The organism is Mycobacterium sp. NAZ190054 (assembly GCF_001545925.1).
Classification (GTDB): domain Bacteria; phylum Actinomycetota; class Actinomycetes; order Mycobacteriales; family Mycobacteriaceae; genus Mycobacterium.
Genome location: NZ_LMVQ01000368.1, coordinates 12320 through 27755 on the forward strand (window position 1 = coordinate 12320; position 15436 = coordinate 27755).

Genomic DNA, 15436 nt, shown 5'->3' on the forward strand with positions numbered 1-15436 from the left:
GCCAACCCGACACACCGGCCGCTACCCCGGCGTTGACGTGATTCCGGCGGAGGATGCACTGATGTGGCCCTGCGACTCCGGCGGCGCCTGAGATGCGCCTCGGCAGTCAGCTGCGCGTCGCCGCCGTGTTGGTGCTCATGGCCGGTGCGCTCGCGCTCGTCCTGACCAGCTGCCCGGGCAATCGGGACGGGATGCCGGGTCAGCTCGCGACGGCGAAAGAGGAGACGGAGTCGGCGGCGCGCTCCGGAGCGCTCGCCCTCGACCTGTGGATGCAGCGCCGGTCGACCCGGAATCTCACCGCCGTCCAGCTCAGCGATGCGCGCGACCAGATCGCCCAGTCCTATTCGGGTATCGCGGTGCTGAAGGCCGAAGACCCGCAGGACCTGCGCCGGCAATCCCTGCTGGCCGAGACGATGACAGTGCTCATCGGTCAGCTCAACGCCGCGAACGCGGCGGTGCGGGCGGTGGACGGTCAGCCTGATGCGCATCAGCTCCGTCAGTCCATTCTCGATGTCGTCGACCGGCTCGCAGCCGACTACCGTTGATGAAGCGACTTTTCGCGGTAGCTCTGGGCATCCTCACCGCCATCGGGGGGTTCCTCGATATCGGAGACCTGGTGACCAACGCCGTGGTCGGTTCCCGTTTCGGCCTTGCGCTCGCGTGGGTGGTACCGGTCGGGGTGCTGGGCATCTGCCTTTACGCCCAGATGGCCGGCCGGGTCGCCGCGGTCAGCGGCCGTGCCACGTTCGAGATCATCCGCGAGCGCCTCGGGCCGCGCACCGCGGCGGCCAATCTCGGCGCCTCCTTCTTCATCAACTTGATGACCGTCACCGCTGAGATCGGCGGCGTGGCATTGGCTTTGCAGCTGGCAACCGATGTCGGCCCCAGCCTCTGGTTCCCGGTGGCGGCGTTCGCGGTCTGGATGGTCATCTGGCGGGTCCGGTTCTCCACGATGGAGAACGTCACGGGATTGCTCGGCCTGTGTCTGATCGTCTTCGCCGTCGCGGTCTTCCTCCTGTCCCCCGACTGGGGACAGCTCGCCGCCCAGGCCGCTGCACCCACAATCCCGTCGACTGAATCGGCGGCCACCTACTGGTACTTCGCCATAGCGTTGTTCGGCGCGGCGATGACCCCCTACGAGGTCTTCTTCTTCTCCTCCGGGGCGGTGGAAGAGGGGTGGACGGTCAAGGATCTCGGCACCTCGCGACTCAACGTGTTGGTGGGGTTTCCGCTGGGCGGGATCCTGTCGGTCGCGATTGCCGCCTGCTCTGCCCTCGTGCTGCTGCCCGGCCAGATCGAGGTCACCTCGCTGTCGCAGGTGGCCCTGCCGGTCGTGACCGCCGGCGGGAAGCTTGCGCTGGCATTCGCCATCGTCGGCATCGTCGCCGCGACGTTCGGGGCGGCGCTGGAGACGACGCTGTCCTCGGGTTACACGCTGGCGCAGTTCTTGGGCTGGACATGGGGCAAGTTCCGCCGCCCGGCCGAAGCGTCCCGGTTCCACGTCGTGATGCTGGTCTCCTTGATTGCGTGCACCGCAGTGCTTTTCACAGGTGTGGATCCGATTCAGGTGACGGAGTACTCGGTGGTGTTCTCCGCGATCGCGTTGCCACTGACGTATCTGCCGATCTTGATCGTGGCCAATGATCCCGGGTATATGGGCGAGCACGTGAACGGACGGGTCACCAACGCCCTGGCATCGGTGTATCTGGTGATCATCCTCGCCGCCTCACTGGCCGCGATACCGCTGATGATCGTGACAGGAGCCGGTCAATGAACACGTCCCCGATTCCCGATGACTCCCACCGTGGTCGGTTGCTCGACGCCCGCCTGCACCTGCTCGACCGTCAGCTCGTCGATGAGAACGGCGACCCGGTCGGCATCGTGGACGACCTGGAACTCGACGGCGTCACGCTCGGCGTCGATATCGGCCCGGGTGCGCCACCGCCGACGGTGAGCGGGATCCTCACCGGCCACGTGCTCCTGACCCGGATCTTCGGAGGCCGGCCGCCGGTCGCGCAACTGCAGTCCATCGCTTGGAGGGCTGTCACCGATGTCGGCGCCGTCGTCCGCATCGACCGCGACGACACCGCCTTCGACACCCCGTGGGTCGAGAGATGGTTACGCGAACGGCTCATCGGCCGCATCCCCGGGGGGCGACGTGCAACTCGGTGAACTGCTCGGCTTGCCCGTGCGGGGCGCCGACGGGCAATCCCTGGGTACCGTCACCGACGTGCGGTTCGAATTGCGCGACGGAACCGGCGGCGTGTCCGAGCTGCGGCTCTACGGTCTGGTGATCAGCCCGCACACCCGCTCTTCGTACCTCGGTTACGAGCGCTCAGGGGTGAACGAGCCGCGGGTTCTGGCCACACTACTGCGATGGCGGCACCGCGGCACCCACCTGGTGCTCTGGAACGACCTCGCTCGCATCGACACGGACGCGGTGACGCTCCGTCCGGGATTCCGGCGCTGTTCACCGGCGCTTCCGACGTACTAGCCGCACGGACGAGCGCCGGCGCTCAGGCCAACAGCGTCAGCACGATCCAGGTGGCGACCGCCGACGGCAGCATGGCGTCGATCCGGTCCATCATCCCGCCGTGGCCGGGCAACAGGTTGCTCATGTCCTTGATGCCCAGGTCCCGTTTGAACTGCGATTCGACCAGGTCGCCGAGCGTGCCGGTGATCACCAGCATCAGGCCCAGCGCGACACCGGCCCACCAGGGCTTGTCGAGCAGGAACACCACGGCGAGCACCGACGCGGTCACCCCGAACAGCAGCGAGCCGGCCAGCCCCTCCCAGGACTTCTTGGGGCTGATGGCCGGGGCCATGGTGTGCTTGCCGAACAGCACGCCCGCCACGTAGCCGCCGATGTCGGAGAACACCACGCCGAGCATCAGGCAGAACACACGGTTGGCGCCGTCGTCGGGGTAGATGAGCAGCGCGCCGAAGCTGGCGAACAGCGGCACCCAGGTCGCGAGGAACACCGCGGCGCCGATGTCCCGCGAATAGTTCTGCGGCGTGTGGTTGAGCCCCTGCCCGACCAGGCGCCAGATCATGCACACCACCACGGTGCCGGCGAACCCACCCAGCGCACCGGCCGGCCCGAAAGGCCAGGTCAGCCACAACGTGGCCTGACCGCCGACCAGCAGCGGCAGCATCGGGATCCGGTAACCGGCCTCACCGAGGCGGCTGCTCACCTCATACGTGGCGATCGCCACCGCGACCGCCACCAGCGCAAGCCACAGGTACGGCGCGAAGAGCAGGATCGCGATCAGCCCGCCGCCGAGCGCGACGCCGACGGCGATCGCCGCGGGCAGGTTGCGGCCGGCTCGTGACGACTTCTTCGGCGGCTCGTCGACCGGCTGGGATCCCACGGGAGTCGAGTGCTGGTCGGTCATGATCAGACCTCCAGCAGCTCGCCTTCCTTGTGCTTGACGAGTTCGTCGATCTGGGCGGTGTACTGCTGGGTGGTCTTGTCCAGGTCCTTCTCCGCCCGGGTGACCTCGTCCTCACCCGCGTCGCCGTCCTTCTTGATGCGCGACAACTCCTCCATCGCCTTGCGACGGATGTTGCGGATCGACACCTTGGCGTCCTCGCCCTTGGACTTGGCCTGCTTGACCAGGTCGCGGCGCCGCTCCTCGGTGAGCTGAGGGATCGCCACCCGGATAACGTTGCCGTCGTTGGTCGGGTTCACCCCGAGGTCCGAGTTGCGGATCGCGTCCTCGATGTTGCGCAGTTGATTGGCCTCATACGGCTTGATGACCACCAGCCGGGCCTCGGGCACGTTGATGCTGGACAGCTGCGTGATCGGGGTGGCGGCACCGTAGTAGTCGACGTGGATACGGTTGAACATCCCGGGGTTGGCGCGGCCGGTGCGGATCGACGCGAGGTCGTCCCGTGCCACCGAGACGGCCTTCTCCATCTTCTCCTCGGCATCGAAGAGCGTTTCGTCGATCACTGCAAGTCTCCCGTCCCTGTCGCTCGCCCGGCGCCACCGTCAGGTGGTGACCAGTGTCCCGATCTTCTCACCCGCGACGGCGCGCGCGATATTGCCGTCGACGAGCAGGTTGAACACCAGGATCGGCATCCCGTTGTCCATGCACAAACTGAACGCGGTCGCGTCGGCCACCTTGAGCCCGCGGTCGATGACCTCCCGGTGACTGATCGCGGTGAGCAGTTCGGCGTTCTTGTCGATGCGGGGGTCGGCGGTGAACACACCGTCGACGGCCTTGGCCATCAGCACCACGTCGGCACCGATCTCCAGCGCACGCTGTGCGGCGGTGGTGTCGGTGGAGAAGTACGGCAGGCCCATGCCGGCGCCGAAGATCACGACGCGGCCCTTCTCCAGATGCCGGACCGCCCGCAGCGGGATGTAGGGCTCGGCGACCTGGCCCATGGTGATCGCGGTCTGCACCCGGGTGTCGATGCCCTCCTTCTGCAGGAAATCCTGCAGCGCAAGGCTGTTCATCACGGTGCCGAGCATGCCCATGTAGTCCGAGCGCGTCCGCTCCATGCCACGCTGCTGCAGCTGGGCGCCGCGGAAGAAGTTCCCGCCGCCGATCACGACGGCGACCTGCGCCCCGCTGCGGACGACTTCGGCGATCTGGCGGGCCACCTGCGCGACCACGTCGGGGTCTAGCCCGACCTGCCCGCCGCCGAACATCTCACCGCCGAGCTTCAGCAGAACCCTGGTGTAGGCGGGTCTGATGACGGAGGACTGGTCGCTGATCGGCTTGGCCGTGGGGTCTGCCATCGGGCTCCTTCCGGTCTGCGCAGGCGGTTGCCATCGATGAGACGACTCCCCCAATCCTGCCAAACCCGCCCGCGCCCGACGCCCAAAGGGTCATTCCCGCCAGAGTGCGTGTCCGCGGCGGACACGCCGCGTCATTCCCGAAGACGACGCACGCTCGTCGCTGTCTGAAGATGATCACGCGGTCTGGGCAGGGGGCCGCGGACGGCAGAGCCGGGCGCGAGCCTGCGTGAACTCCGGCCGGAGGGCCCGGCGTGCCGCTACGACTCCGCGGCGCGCTCGGCGACCGGCAGTCCGGTGTGGCCGGCGTGACAGGCCTTCGGCGGCGACGGCGGCAGGTCGAGCGCGGGGTTGCCGTCGAAGAAGCCGATCGGCTTCAGATGGAACCCGGTATACGCGCACGGCATCACCGGCCAGTCCTCCGGCCGCACGACGTGGTGGGCGCCGAGCGTGTACCAGAGCACGACGTCGGTGTCCTCCAACGGCGCGTCGTCGGCGACGTACTCGGGCAGCCCCTGAACGTCCGGCGACTGGTACATGTAGTCGCCGGCGGCGAACCTCTCGGCCGGGTCGTACTTCGTCACCCAGAGGTTGTGCTGCAGGAAGCGGGCGCGGTCGTAGATGTAGGACCCCTCCTGCACCATCACCGGCACGACGTCCTTGGGCACCAGCTTGTAGGCCACCGGAATGCCGAGTTCGTTGTGCTTGGACGGGTTGGCGATCTTCCAGTACCGGCCCGTGGACCAGTTCCAGTCCCGCGCACCGTCGGCTTCGGAGGCCACCAGGGTGTCCCGGGTGATCCAGGCGTTGCGGTGTGGGTTCAGCTCCGGGTCGGGCTCGGGAATCGAATCCACCTCGTAGACACTGTTTTTCGCACCGTCGATGCTCATGTCCAGGCGGAAGTTGAAGAAGTGCTGGTGATTCGGGCCGTAGATGCCCGGAGCGACCATCTTGCCCCAGCGCGGCTGCTCCCCCGATTCCACCTCGACCGCCCCGGTGGTCAGCACGCCGGAGAGCTTGACCTCGACCTCGATCGACGCGTCGTTGTAGAAGTACCAGAAGAACCCGTACTCGTAGTTGCCCACGGTGCAGATCATCGAGATCACCAGGCGCCGCGAGCGGCGCACCTCGACCTCCTCGGTGCGGAAGTCGGTGTGCTTCCAGGAGATCCCGAAATCCTCCTCGTGCATGCAGATCGCGTTCGGGATGGTCACCGCATTTCCGGCCGAGTCGTTCACCGTGCCGTCGAAGTAGTGGATCTCGCCGAGACAGTCGCATCCCAGCGTCAGCGGGTTCGCCGAGAACCCCATCCCGACCTCACCCATGTCGAAGACGTTCTTGTTCCAGTGCGTGGGCGAGCTGTCGCCGTAGGGCACCACCATCTCCGAGAGCGACGCCCGGTACATGATCGGCCTGGTCTCACCCCGGTCGGTGTAGGTGACCTCGTGCAACGTGATGCCCTCGCGCGGGTTGAACCCGATGCGCAGCGACCACTTCTGCCACTGCACCTTCCAGCCGTCGACGGTGAAGCTCGGCCCGTCGGGCTGGGTGATCTCGATGGGTTTGACGTCGTCGCGGAACTGCGTGAAGGCGGGCCGGTTGTTCGGGTCGAACATGAACTTCTCGCTGTAGTTGCCCGCGGTCGGCGGCAACGGCACCACGCCGTGGTCCTCGACGTCGATGACCGTCATCGCATCGAGGTCGAACGTCACGATCAGTCCCTCGACGGGCCGTGCGTACCCGTGTTCGGACGGCGCCGCGCGGACGAAGGTCAGCGGCCGGCAGATCAACGGGGAGTTGTCGTAGTGGTCCTGCGCGCCGTAGTAACCGGCCGGCCACGGGTCGATCATGGTGAGGCTGAAGTCGGTGACGCCGCGCTTGCGCATCGCCTCCTGCCAGCGGGGGTCCTCCCGGACCTTCTCCTCCACCCCGGTCATGTGCTCGACGAGGTAGGACGGGAACCGCCCGGGGATGGGGGTCCAGGATTCGATGATGCGTGCGGTGAGGTCGACGACGGCCTCGTAGATCAGCTTCGCGCCGGCGTCGTACATGGTCAGGAACGCCCGGCGCGCAACATCCTGCCGGCCCTCGAAGGTCAGCTCGGGTTTCTTGTCCGGCTCGGCGAGCTGGATCATCACGAACTTCAAGGTGGGCGTGGCGTATTCGGATGCGGCCACCACCGCGGCGGCCGCCTCGATCTCGGCTCCGGTCAACGGGTCGAGCGGATAGGCGCCGACCGCCGAACCGTCGTGCTCGCCGCGTGTGCGGGTGTCCTCAAGCGTCATTTCGCTGTTTCCTCTTTTTCCGTGGTGCGATCGAAGACCGCCAGATGTGCCAGGGCGTCTTCCTGGCTGACTTTGTGTGCCGAGCGCCGGCCGAAGATGTACACGGTCAGGCCGAGCGCGAACATGCCGAGACTGATGCCGCCCACCCAGGTCATCCACGTGGCGGCGGGTACGTCGATCCACGGCGTGACGAAGGAGTAGTAGATGCCGCCGACGGTGCCCAGAGAACCGACCACGACGGCGGTCCAGACCCCGGCCATCCCGCCCGGAATCCGCCAGAACTCCTCGTTGGCGTAGCGGTCGGCATACTTCTTGCGGGCGACGACGACCGGGATCAGGAAGAAGAACCCGGACAGCAGCCACACCGTGGACAGGCCGCCCTGCAGGTAGATGGTGACGTTGGCCATGCTGCTCTGCGAGTACAGCCCGACCAGGATCACCGACGAGATCACGCCCTGGATCAGGACCGCGGTGACCGGGTTGCGCGTCCGCGGGTTCAGGTGGGTGAAGATCCGCGGCAGGTGGCGTTCCAGGCCGGAGACGAAGATCAACCTGGAGTAGGCGACCTGATAGGTCATGAGCGCGACGATGATGATGAACGCCAGCACGACCGCGCAGACCTCCATCAGACCCGGGAAGCCGGCGACGTCGAGCATGCCGATGACCCCGGTGACGGGATCGATCTCGTCGCCGGGCAGCGCCATCATGGTGCCGAGCGTGGTCAGCAGATAGATGGCGACCAACGCCGTCGAACCCCAGAGGATCATCCTCGGCCCGCTCTTACGCACCGACAGGAACTCCGCACCCATGTTGTACGGCGTCTCGACGCCGAGCAGGTACAGCAGCACGGTTCCGTACAGGAAGCCCGCCACCGCGAAGTTCGGGATGGTCGCCTCGGCCCAGCTGAACGGTGTCGCCGATCCGTTCTCGACGGCGAACAGCAGACCGCTGATGAAGATCGTCAGGGTCAGGATGCCGTAGACGACGAAGACGGTGTTCATGATCTTCTGGTTGGCGGCCAGCTTGGCCAGTGCCAGCCCGATCACGGTCCACAGGATGACCAGCTGCAGAATGATGCTCGTCGTCAGCCCGAGTTCGGCGTGGAAGGCCAGCAGCAGGAACTGCAGCACCACCGCCGGTGACGACGCGGCGTTGAGGATCACCGGCACCCAGGACAGGTAACCGCCGATGAACCCCCACGTCTCGCCCATGGTGCGGGTGGCCCAGATGTACACGCCGCCCTGTCCGGGCCACAGGTTGCCGAGTTCGACGACGGCCATCCCCGCGGGGACCAGGAAGGTCAGGATGCCCAGCACCCACATCGGGATCGCCGTCCATCCTCCGGCGGCCATCACCGACGATCCGGTGACCCAGCAGATGATGAACACGTAGGCCGCCGTCAGGCCGAAGGTGGTCATCACCTTCGGAAGGATCTGCTCGGGGACCAACTCGGTGGTCATGAGCTTGTCACGCTGGGCGGGCGCCGCGGGCTCCGTTTGTGTCATTCGTCTCTCCCACTGGGTGTTCGGTCAGTTGACGATCTGTCCGTCTTTCATCCGGACGACACGGCTCGCTTCGTCGGCCACCGTGGGGTCATGGGTACTCGCGACCACGGTGACGCCCATGGTCGAGCACAGGTCGCGCAGCATGCGCACCACCGTCTCGCCGGTACGGTGGTCGAGGTTGGCGGTCGGTTCGTCGGCCAGCACCAGAGCCGGGCTGCTGATCAGCGAGCGCGCGATCGCCGTGCGCTGCTGCTCGCCGCCGGACATCTTGGTGGGCTGGTGGTTGACGCGGTGCCCGAGCCCGACCAGCTCCAGTAGCTCGATCGCCCTCTTGCGCAACGCCTTCCGGTCGTAGGGCTCGAACATCAGTGGCAGCTCGACGTTCTCGACCGCCGACAGGAACGGGATCAGGTTGTAGCTCTGGAAGATGAAGCCGATGGTGTCGTGCCGTAGTGCCGCATACTGGCTTTCGGTCAGTGTCGCGGTGTCCTGACCGGCGATGCGCACCGTGCCCTTGGTGGGGCGGTCCAGACCGCCGATGATGTTGAGCAGGGTGGACTTCCCGCTGCCGCTCGGCCCCATCAGGCATACGAACTCTCCGGGTGTCACCGTCAGATCCGCGGCCTTCAACGCCTTGACGACCTCGTCGCCGAGTTTGTGTAACTTCCACACGTCGGCGATCTCGATCACCGGGGCGGCGTCGACTGTTTCGTCGAGAGCGGTCACGGTCAGCCTCCTGACGCGAGGGATCGGATCGGCGGCCGCGACGCCGCTTTCCAGGTGGGAACGATGCTGGTGGCCAGTGCGGCGACGACGCTGACGACGACCGCGATCACGGCGCCGAACGCCAGACCCGGATAGGAGACCCCGGTCGCGACGACACCGAACAGCCCCAGCAGGATCCCCGCGACGACCGCCAATGCAGCACCGGCCAGCGCGCCGACGACCGCGGCGGTGACCGGTTCGACGAGCAGTGCAGCCACCACCGGCCCGCGCGGGACACCGTTGGCGGCCAGCACACCGAGTTCCCGGGTGCGGTGGGCGACGGTCCTGGTGGTCGCCACGGCGACCTCGGCCACCCCCACGAGGAGCACCGCGACGGCGATCAGCACCACGGCGCGGGCGATCTCGTCGGCGTGACCGAGTGACGCCGACTGAGCGCGGATACCGTCGGACATCGCGAAGACCAACACGACGAGGAACGCACCGGTGGCGGTCGTCACGGCCGGCAGCACCATCTCCCGCGCCCGCCGGCACGCCGCCAGCCAGCCGTAGGCCAGGCCCTTCCGCGCGCTCATCGATCCCCCAGCAGTGACACCGGGCGCTGCTGCAGCAGCCGGTGCACCGGGACCAGCGCTCCGACGATCGCCATGGCGGGCAGGAACATCGCGGTCAGCGCTGCGCCCTGCAACCAGGCCCCCAGTGAGGCGATGTTCGGGATCACCAGTGCCACAGCTGCCCCCGCGGCCGCCACCCCGACGACGTACGCGGCGAGGAACACGAGCGCCGATTCGACGAGGAAGAAGTACAGCACCTCGTCGGCGAGGCCGATGCTCGACATGATGCCGAACTCGCGTCGACGTTCGGTCACCGCGGCGAGGAACGACGACACCGCGATCACGAAGCCCAGCCCGAGTCCGACGGTGGAGATCAGTCCGAGCGTGGAACCGGTCACCTTGCCCGAGAACAGGGCGGAGTACTTCTGCTCGAACGTCAGCGGACCCGTACCGCCGACGGTGTCGTAGATCAGGCCCGACCCGGCGGGGTCGGGGGCCACCGCGGGATCGGGGGTCGACGGAAGGCCCACCGCCGCACCGAAGATCTGTGCCAGATCCCGGCGCTGCTGCAGCTCCGCCGGTCCGTGCACCACCCACCAGCCGTTCTCGCCGACAGCCGACCGGGCCACCGACGTGGGCACCGTCATCGACTGTCCGGGGCCCTCGACCGCCACGGTCACGTTGTACCGTCCGACCGTGATCTGCTCCCCGTCTGACACCGAAAGCCGCTCGGCGGCAGCTGATCCCAGCATTGCGTGACCGCCGGGAACGTCGTCGGAGCCGCGCACCGCCACCGCTTCGCCGTCGAGTTCGACCACGCCCGACAACATGCGGGTGGCGGTCCAGCCGTCGGGCACCGCGATCGCCGGGGGCGGGCCGTCGGCGACGAGCGCCTCGGCGGCCGGGTCGTAGTGCACGCCCGCGGCGGGAACGACCCAGAGCTGGCCTGTACCAAGGACTTCCGTCACCGAGGCCTCACCGGTGGTGGCGAAGCCGGCCGACACGGTGCGCACGATCGTCACACACGCGATCGCCAGCGCGATTCCGAGCACCGACAGCACGAACCTCTCTGGGCGGCGCCGGATGTTAGCGAGCGCGAACCGGACCAGGCACCCGAAGGTGTTCCCCGATCCGGCCGGGATCTGCGGTGATCGCACTTCGGCCGGCGCTCTACCGGCCTGACTGGCCTCCACGAGAAGCGATGGTGCGAGCGAAAAGTTTCACCCGCAGGCCCGTGCGGTGTCGGGGTTGTTAACAGCATCCCGGCGCCGTTACGGCGATGTGTCGTCGCCGCAACGGGTTTCGTCGTCCGGAGTCGTCAGTCCTGGATGCGCGGCCAGGGCCGCGCCTGTTCCAGCTCGAACGCCAGTGCCAGCAGGCGGGCCTCCTGCCCGAGACCGGCGGAGAACATCATGCCGACGGGGAGCCCTGCTTCGGACTGCGCCAGCGGCAGCGAGATCGCCGGTTCACCGGTGGCGTTCTGCAGCGGCGTGAACGCCACCCACTCCACGAGCCGGTCGATGATCTGCCGGTACGAAGCGGTCGGGTCGAGGTGCCCCACCCGGGGCGGCACATCGGCCACGGTGGGGGTCAGCAGGACGTCGTGATCGTCGTACAGCCGGGAGGTGACGCGGCGGACCCGCGCCAGCCGCGCGATCGCCGTCGGCACCCGGTGGAGATTGCGTGCGGCGTGCTGCTCCAGCCCGAGCGACAGGTTGTCGAGCCTGCCGCGGTCGAAGCTCGGACCGAAGGAGCGCCGGCCGCCGCGCACGAGTGCGAACGCCAGAAACGACCAGTAGAGCAGGAAGTCGTCCATGAACCGGCGTGGCACCGGATTGTCGATGACGGTCACGTGGTGGCCGAGCTCTTCGAGCAGGGACGCGGTCTTGAGCGTGAGTTCGCCGACCTCCGGGGCGGCCGCGTGCGCGATCGACTCGGTGCACACGGCGATCCGCAGCCGCTGACCGTCAGGACCGGTCACGTCGCCGACCGGCGGTAGCTTGGGGTTCGCGACGACCTTCTCCATCTCGCGATAGAAGGCCGCGGTGTCACGGACCGACCGGGTCAGCACGCCGTTGGCCACGATGCGTAACGGCATCTGTCGCATGTCCCTGTCCAACGGCAGCCTGCCGCGGCTCGGCTTGAGCCCGACCAGCCCGTTGCACGAGGCCGGGATACGGATGGAGCCACCGCCGTCGTTGGCGTGCGCGATCGGCACGACGCCGGCCGCCACGAAGGCACCGGATCCCGACGACGACGCCCCGGCCGTGTGCTCGGTATGCCACGGATTGCGCACCGCACCGAGCCGCGGATGTTCGGCGACGGCGCTGAACCCGAACTCCGACATCCGGGTCCGGCCCAGCGGCACCAGGCCGGTGGCCAGATACGCCGCGGCGAAGTCGCCGTCGTCGGAGGCCGGCCGCGGATCCCAGGCGTCGGTGCCGTTCATCGTCGGCATCCCGGCGACCGCCACGTTGTCCTTGACGAACGACGGCACCCCGTCGAAGAACCCACCGAAGGGCCGGTGCAGTCGGCCGCGGGCCCGCGCCCGGTCATAGGCCTCGTAGGCCAAACCGTTGAGCGACGGGTTCACCCGCTCGGTGCGCGCGACGGCCGCCTCGACGAGTTCCCCGACGGACACCGCGCCGCGACGCAAGGCCTCGACCAGACCGACGGCGTCGGAATCACCCAGCGCGTCGTCGCCGAACGCGTGAACACGGTCCATGGCCGAACGGTACCAAAGCGTACCGGCGCGAAGTGGTCGGTTGGACGCCCGTCCGCGCACTCACTCCGCCCGGCGCAGCACCGCCCCGACGGTCATCGCCAGGATCTTCCAGTCCAACCACAGCGACCAGTTCTCGATGTAGAAGTTGTCCCACTCGGCGCGGTCGGCGATGGACGTCTGCCCGCGCAGGCCGTGCACCTGCGCCCACCCGGTGATGCCGGCCTTGACGCGGTGCCGGTCGCCGTAGCGCGCGATCTGGATGTTGAACAGGTCGACGTACTCGGGGCGTTCCGGCCGGGGACCGACCAGGCTCATCTCGCCCCTGAGAACGTTGATCAGTTGCGGCAGCTCGTCCAGCGACGTGGCCCGCATGATCTTGCCGATCTTGGTGCGGCGGTCTTCCCCCTCCACCCCTCCCGGCGCCGAATCCGGATCGAGGGTGAACGCCGCGTCGGAGTCGCTGGGCGGGCGCATGGACCGGAACTTGAGGCACATGAACACCCGCCCGTCGCGGCCGACCCGCGGCTGGCCGAAGAAGACCGGGCCGGGCGAACTCAACCGCACCAGCAGCATCAACGTGACGAACACCGGAGAGATCAGCGCGAGGCCCAGGGCGGCGACCACGCGGTCGGACACGTGTTTGGCCACGAACTGCCAGCCGCGCGGGTCGGTGCGCGGCGCGGCGATCAACGGCAGTCCGCCGATGTGGTCGATGCGGGCGTGCACGCCGATGGTGTCGAAGATCCGGGGCACGATCCACACCGCGACCCCGCGGTCGTGCGCGGTCCTGACGGCCGCGGACAACGCGTCGTCGCGGGTACGGGAGAACGCGACGATCATGCACTCGGCGCCGGTCCGGGTGATCGCGTCGTCGAGGCGGTCCAGCCTTCCCAGGTACGGAATGCTCGACGGCTTGTCCCGGTCGATCCCCATCGACGGCAGATCGTCGTCCACCAGGCCGACCGGCCGCAGCCCGTACTCCGGCGTGATCTCCAGCCGGTCGGCGACCTTGGCGGCGATACGGCCGTTACCGACGATGAGCGTCGGCGCGGTCAGCACATCGCGACGGAACAGATACCGCTTGATCGTGAACCACAGCAGCCGGCCGAGCGGAACCAGGATCGCCGCGCACATCCAGGTCCGGGCCACCGCGTTGTCCGCCGATTCCGGCGCGTTGCCCGCCGACTGCGGGGCCCCGCTGCTCAGCACGAGCCCGGAGAGCAGCAGCACGGCCGCCAGTGCGGTGATCGCCTGAATGGTCGGCAGCTCATCGAGGAAGGTGCGTTCCAGCGACCGCCGGTACAGGCCGCGCAGCGCGCTCAACGCCACGTTGGTCGGGGCGAAGAACCACAGCATCCAGATCGGCGGCAGGTCGTACTGCAGATGGGTGGCCCAGGTCATCCCGACGGCCACCGATCCGGTGGTCAGGTCGATCACCGGCCCGACGACCGTCTCCCACGCCTTGCGTTTACGTAACTGGCCGAAGTCGACTGGAACCCCGGTTACAACATCTCCCCCGTCAGCGATGTTTGCCGTACGGCGGGAATCAATAGTGTCGGTCACCTGGATCATGGACGATTTGCCGAACGGACATGCAGAAAGGTTAACTCGGCAAACGCCGGAACCCGACAATTATTGCCAATTCACGGGGATGTCAAATGGCAACCGGGTTAGCTGTCAGCGTTGCTGGAAAACGTCGTTCCCGGTACCGGCAAATCTGCGGACCGGCACGGTGGCGGCGTCACCTGCTGCTCAATGCGGCTAATCGCCACCGACGGCAAACAAAACCGACCGGATGCCCAAGTCCCACGATGTCCGACCGGTGTCGTGCGGTACGAAGCACGAAGCCCCCGAGATCGCGTCTCGGGGGCTTCGCGTCTGTCAGCGTGTCAGGCCTGGCCGACCTCGAAACGGACGAACCGCGTCACGGTGACCCCGGCCTCGTCGAGCAGCGCCTTGACCGACTTCTTGTTGTCGGACACCGACGGCTGGTCGAGCAGTACCACGTCCTTGTAGAACCCGGTGACCCGTCCCTCGACGATCTTGGGCAGTGCCTGCTCCGGCTTGCCCTCGTTGCGGGCGGTCTCCTCGGCGATGCGCCGCTCGTTGGCGACGATGTCCTCGGGCACGTCCTCGCGGGTGAGGTACTTGGCCTTCAGCGCGGCGATCTGCAGCGCGACCGCATGGGCGGCGGACTTGTCGTCACCGGTGTACTCGACGAGCACACCCACCGCGGGCGGCAGGTCGGCGGCCCGCTTGTGCAGGTAGGTCTCGACCGTGCCGTCGAAGTAGGCGGCGCGTCGGAGCTCGAGCTTCTCGCCGATCTTCGCCGACAGGTCGGCGATGACCTGCTCGACCGTGCTGTCACCGAGCTTCACGGCCTTGAGGGCGTCGACGTCGCCGGCCTTGGCCTCGGCGGCCGCGGCGACGATCTGATCGGCGACGGCCTGGAACTCGGCGTTCTTGGCGACGAAGTCCGTCTCGGAGTTCAGCTCGATGAGCGCCCCGTCCTTCGCGGCCACCAGGCCCTCGGCGGTGGCGCGCTCGGCGCGCTTGCCGACGTCCTTGGCGCCCTTGATGCGCAGCAACTCGACGGCCTTGTCGAAGTCACCCTCGGCGTCGACCAGCGCGTTCTTCGAATCCAGCATGCCGGCACCGGTCAGCTCACGAAGACGCTTGACGTCGGCGGCGGTGTAGTTAGCCATAGAAGTCTTTCCTTAACTCTCTCGAAGCCGTCGCGGATGTCAGGACTGTTCGGGTGCCGCGGCCTCGCCGGGGAGCGCGACATCCTCGGGCTGTGGGCCGGCGGCGGCGGTGAAGGGGCGAAGTTCTGGCTCTCAGTGCTCACCGAGATCAAGAACCGCGGCACTGCTGATGTGTGCATCGTGGTCTGTGAC

The 15436-nt window shown here is 67.6% G+C and carries 15 protein-coding genes and 1 pseudogene; 5 read left to right on the top strand and 11 right to left on the bottom strand.

Annotation, left to right across the window (positions count from 1 at the left end; all coding sequences use genetic code 11):
• Positions 1-92 precede the first annotated feature (92 nt).
• From ASJ79_RS21850 to ASJ79_RS21865, 4 genes are read left to right on the top strand one after another with little or no spacing between them, the layout of a single operon-like run.
• Positions 93-545: a hypothetical protein gene (locus ASJ79_RS21850; protein ID WP_067959816.1), complete on the top strand. Its 453-nt coding sequence runs from the start codon at positions 93-95 to the stop codon at positions 543-545.
• Positions 545-1774: an NRAMP family divalent metal transporter gene (locus ASJ79_RS21855; protein ID WP_067959819.1), complete on the top strand. Its 1230-nt coding sequence runs from the start codon at positions 545-547 to the stop codon at positions 1772-1774. The genes ASJ79_RS21850 and ASJ79_RS21855 overlap by 1 nt, the downstream gene beginning before the upstream one ends.
• Positions 1771-2172 (top strand): hypothetical protein, encoded by a 402-nt coding sequence (locus ASJ79_RS21860; RefSeq protein WP_067959822.1) that lies wholly within the window; start codon positions 1771-1773, stop codon positions 2170-2172. Before ASJ79_RS21855 ends, ASJ79_RS21860 begins: the two co-directional genes overlap by 4 nt.
• A 58-nt stretch (positions 2173-2230) precedes the next feature.
• On the top strand, positions 2231-2494 hold the full coding sequence (locus tag ASJ79_RS21865; protein WP_231750971.1) for a hypothetical protein: 264 nt from the start codon (positions 2231-2233) through the stop codon (positions 2492-2494).
• Between the two features lie 22 nt (positions 2495-2516).
• Here the strand turns inward: ASJ79_RS21865 and ASJ79_RS21870 are convergent, their stop codons facing one another.
• The 11 genes from ASJ79_RS21870 to tsf all read right to left on the bottom strand — a co-directional run bounded on the left by ASJ79_RS21870 (position 2517) and on the right by tsf (position 15244).
• Positions 2517-3395 carry a phosphatidate cytidylyltransferase gene (locus tag ASJ79_RS21870; protein ID WP_067959828.1) on the bottom strand — a complete coding sequence of 293 codons (879 nt, stop codon included), beginning with the start codon at positions 3393-3395 and terminating at the stop codon, positions 2517-2519.
• A gap of 2 nt (positions 3396-3397) precedes the next feature.
• The gene (gene frr / locus ASJ79_RS21875; protein WP_067959831.1) at positions 3398-3955 is read right to left on the bottom strand and encodes a ribosome recycling factor; all 558 of its coding nucleotides are present in this window, start codon (positions 3953-3955) and stop codon (positions 3398-3400) included.
• A gap of 39 nt (positions 3956-3994) precedes the next feature.
• Positions 3995-4750 carry a UMP kinase gene (gene pyrH / locus ASJ79_RS21880; RefSeq protein WP_067959833.1) on the bottom strand — a complete coding sequence of 252 codons (756 nt, stop codon included), beginning with the start codon at positions 4748-4750 and terminating at the stop codon, positions 3995-3997.
• A gap of 257 nt (positions 4751-5007) precedes the next feature.
• A complete protein-coding gene (locus ASJ79_RS21885; protein ID WP_067959836.1) occupies positions 5008-7032 on the bottom strand; it encodes a primary-amine oxidase in 2025 nt (674 codons plus the stop codon).
• On the bottom strand, positions 7029-8537 hold the full coding sequence (locus ASJ79_RS21890; RefSeq protein ID WP_067959839.1) for an APC family permease: 1509 nt from the start codon (positions 8535-8537) through the stop codon (positions 7029-7031). The genes ASJ79_RS21885 and ASJ79_RS21890 overlap by 4 nt, the downstream gene beginning before the upstream one ends.
• Before the next feature lie 24 nt (positions 8538-8561).
• On the bottom strand, positions 8562-9263 hold the full coding sequence (locus ASJ79_RS21895; RefSeq protein ID WP_067959842.1) for an ABC transporter ATP-binding protein: 702 nt from the start codon (positions 9261-9263) through the stop codon (positions 8562-8564).
• Positions 9264-9265: 2 nt separating this feature from the next.
• A complete protein-coding gene (locus ASJ79_RS21900) occupies positions 9266-9835 on the bottom strand; it encodes an FtsX-like permease family protein (protein ID WP_067959844.1) in 570 nt (189 codons plus the stop codon).
• Positions 9832-11007 (bottom strand): FtsX-like permease family protein, encoded by a 1176-nt coding sequence (locus ASJ79_RS21905; RefSeq protein ID WP_067959847.1) that lies wholly within the window; start codon positions 11005-11007, stop codon positions 9832-9834. Before ASJ79_RS21905 ends, ASJ79_RS21900 begins: the two co-directional genes overlap by 4 nt.
• 125 nt (positions 11008-11132) lie before the next feature.
• Positions 11133-12539 carry an amidase gene (locus ASJ79_RS21910; RefSeq protein ID WP_067959850.1) on the bottom strand — a complete coding sequence of 469 codons (1407 nt, stop codon included), beginning with the start codon at positions 12537-12539 and terminating at the stop codon, positions 11133-11135.
• Between the two features lie 60 nt (positions 12540-12599).
• A complete protein-coding gene (locus tag ASJ79_RS21915; protein WP_067959853.1) occupies positions 12600-14111 on the bottom strand; it encodes a sugar transferase in 1512 nt (503 codons plus the stop codon).
• 317 nt (positions 14112-14428) lie between these two features.
• Positions 14429-15244: a translation elongation factor Ts gene (tsf, locus tag ASJ79_RS21920; protein WP_067959856.1), complete on the bottom strand. Its 816-nt coding sequence runs from the start codon at positions 15242-15244 to the stop codon at positions 14429-14431.
• Positions 15245-15307: 63 nt separating this feature from the next.
• On the opposite strand from tsf, the pseudogene ASJ79_RS32600 reads away from it, so the two are divergent.
• Positions 15308-15436: pseudogene (locus tag ASJ79_RS32600) on the top strand (transposase); the annotation flags it as partial.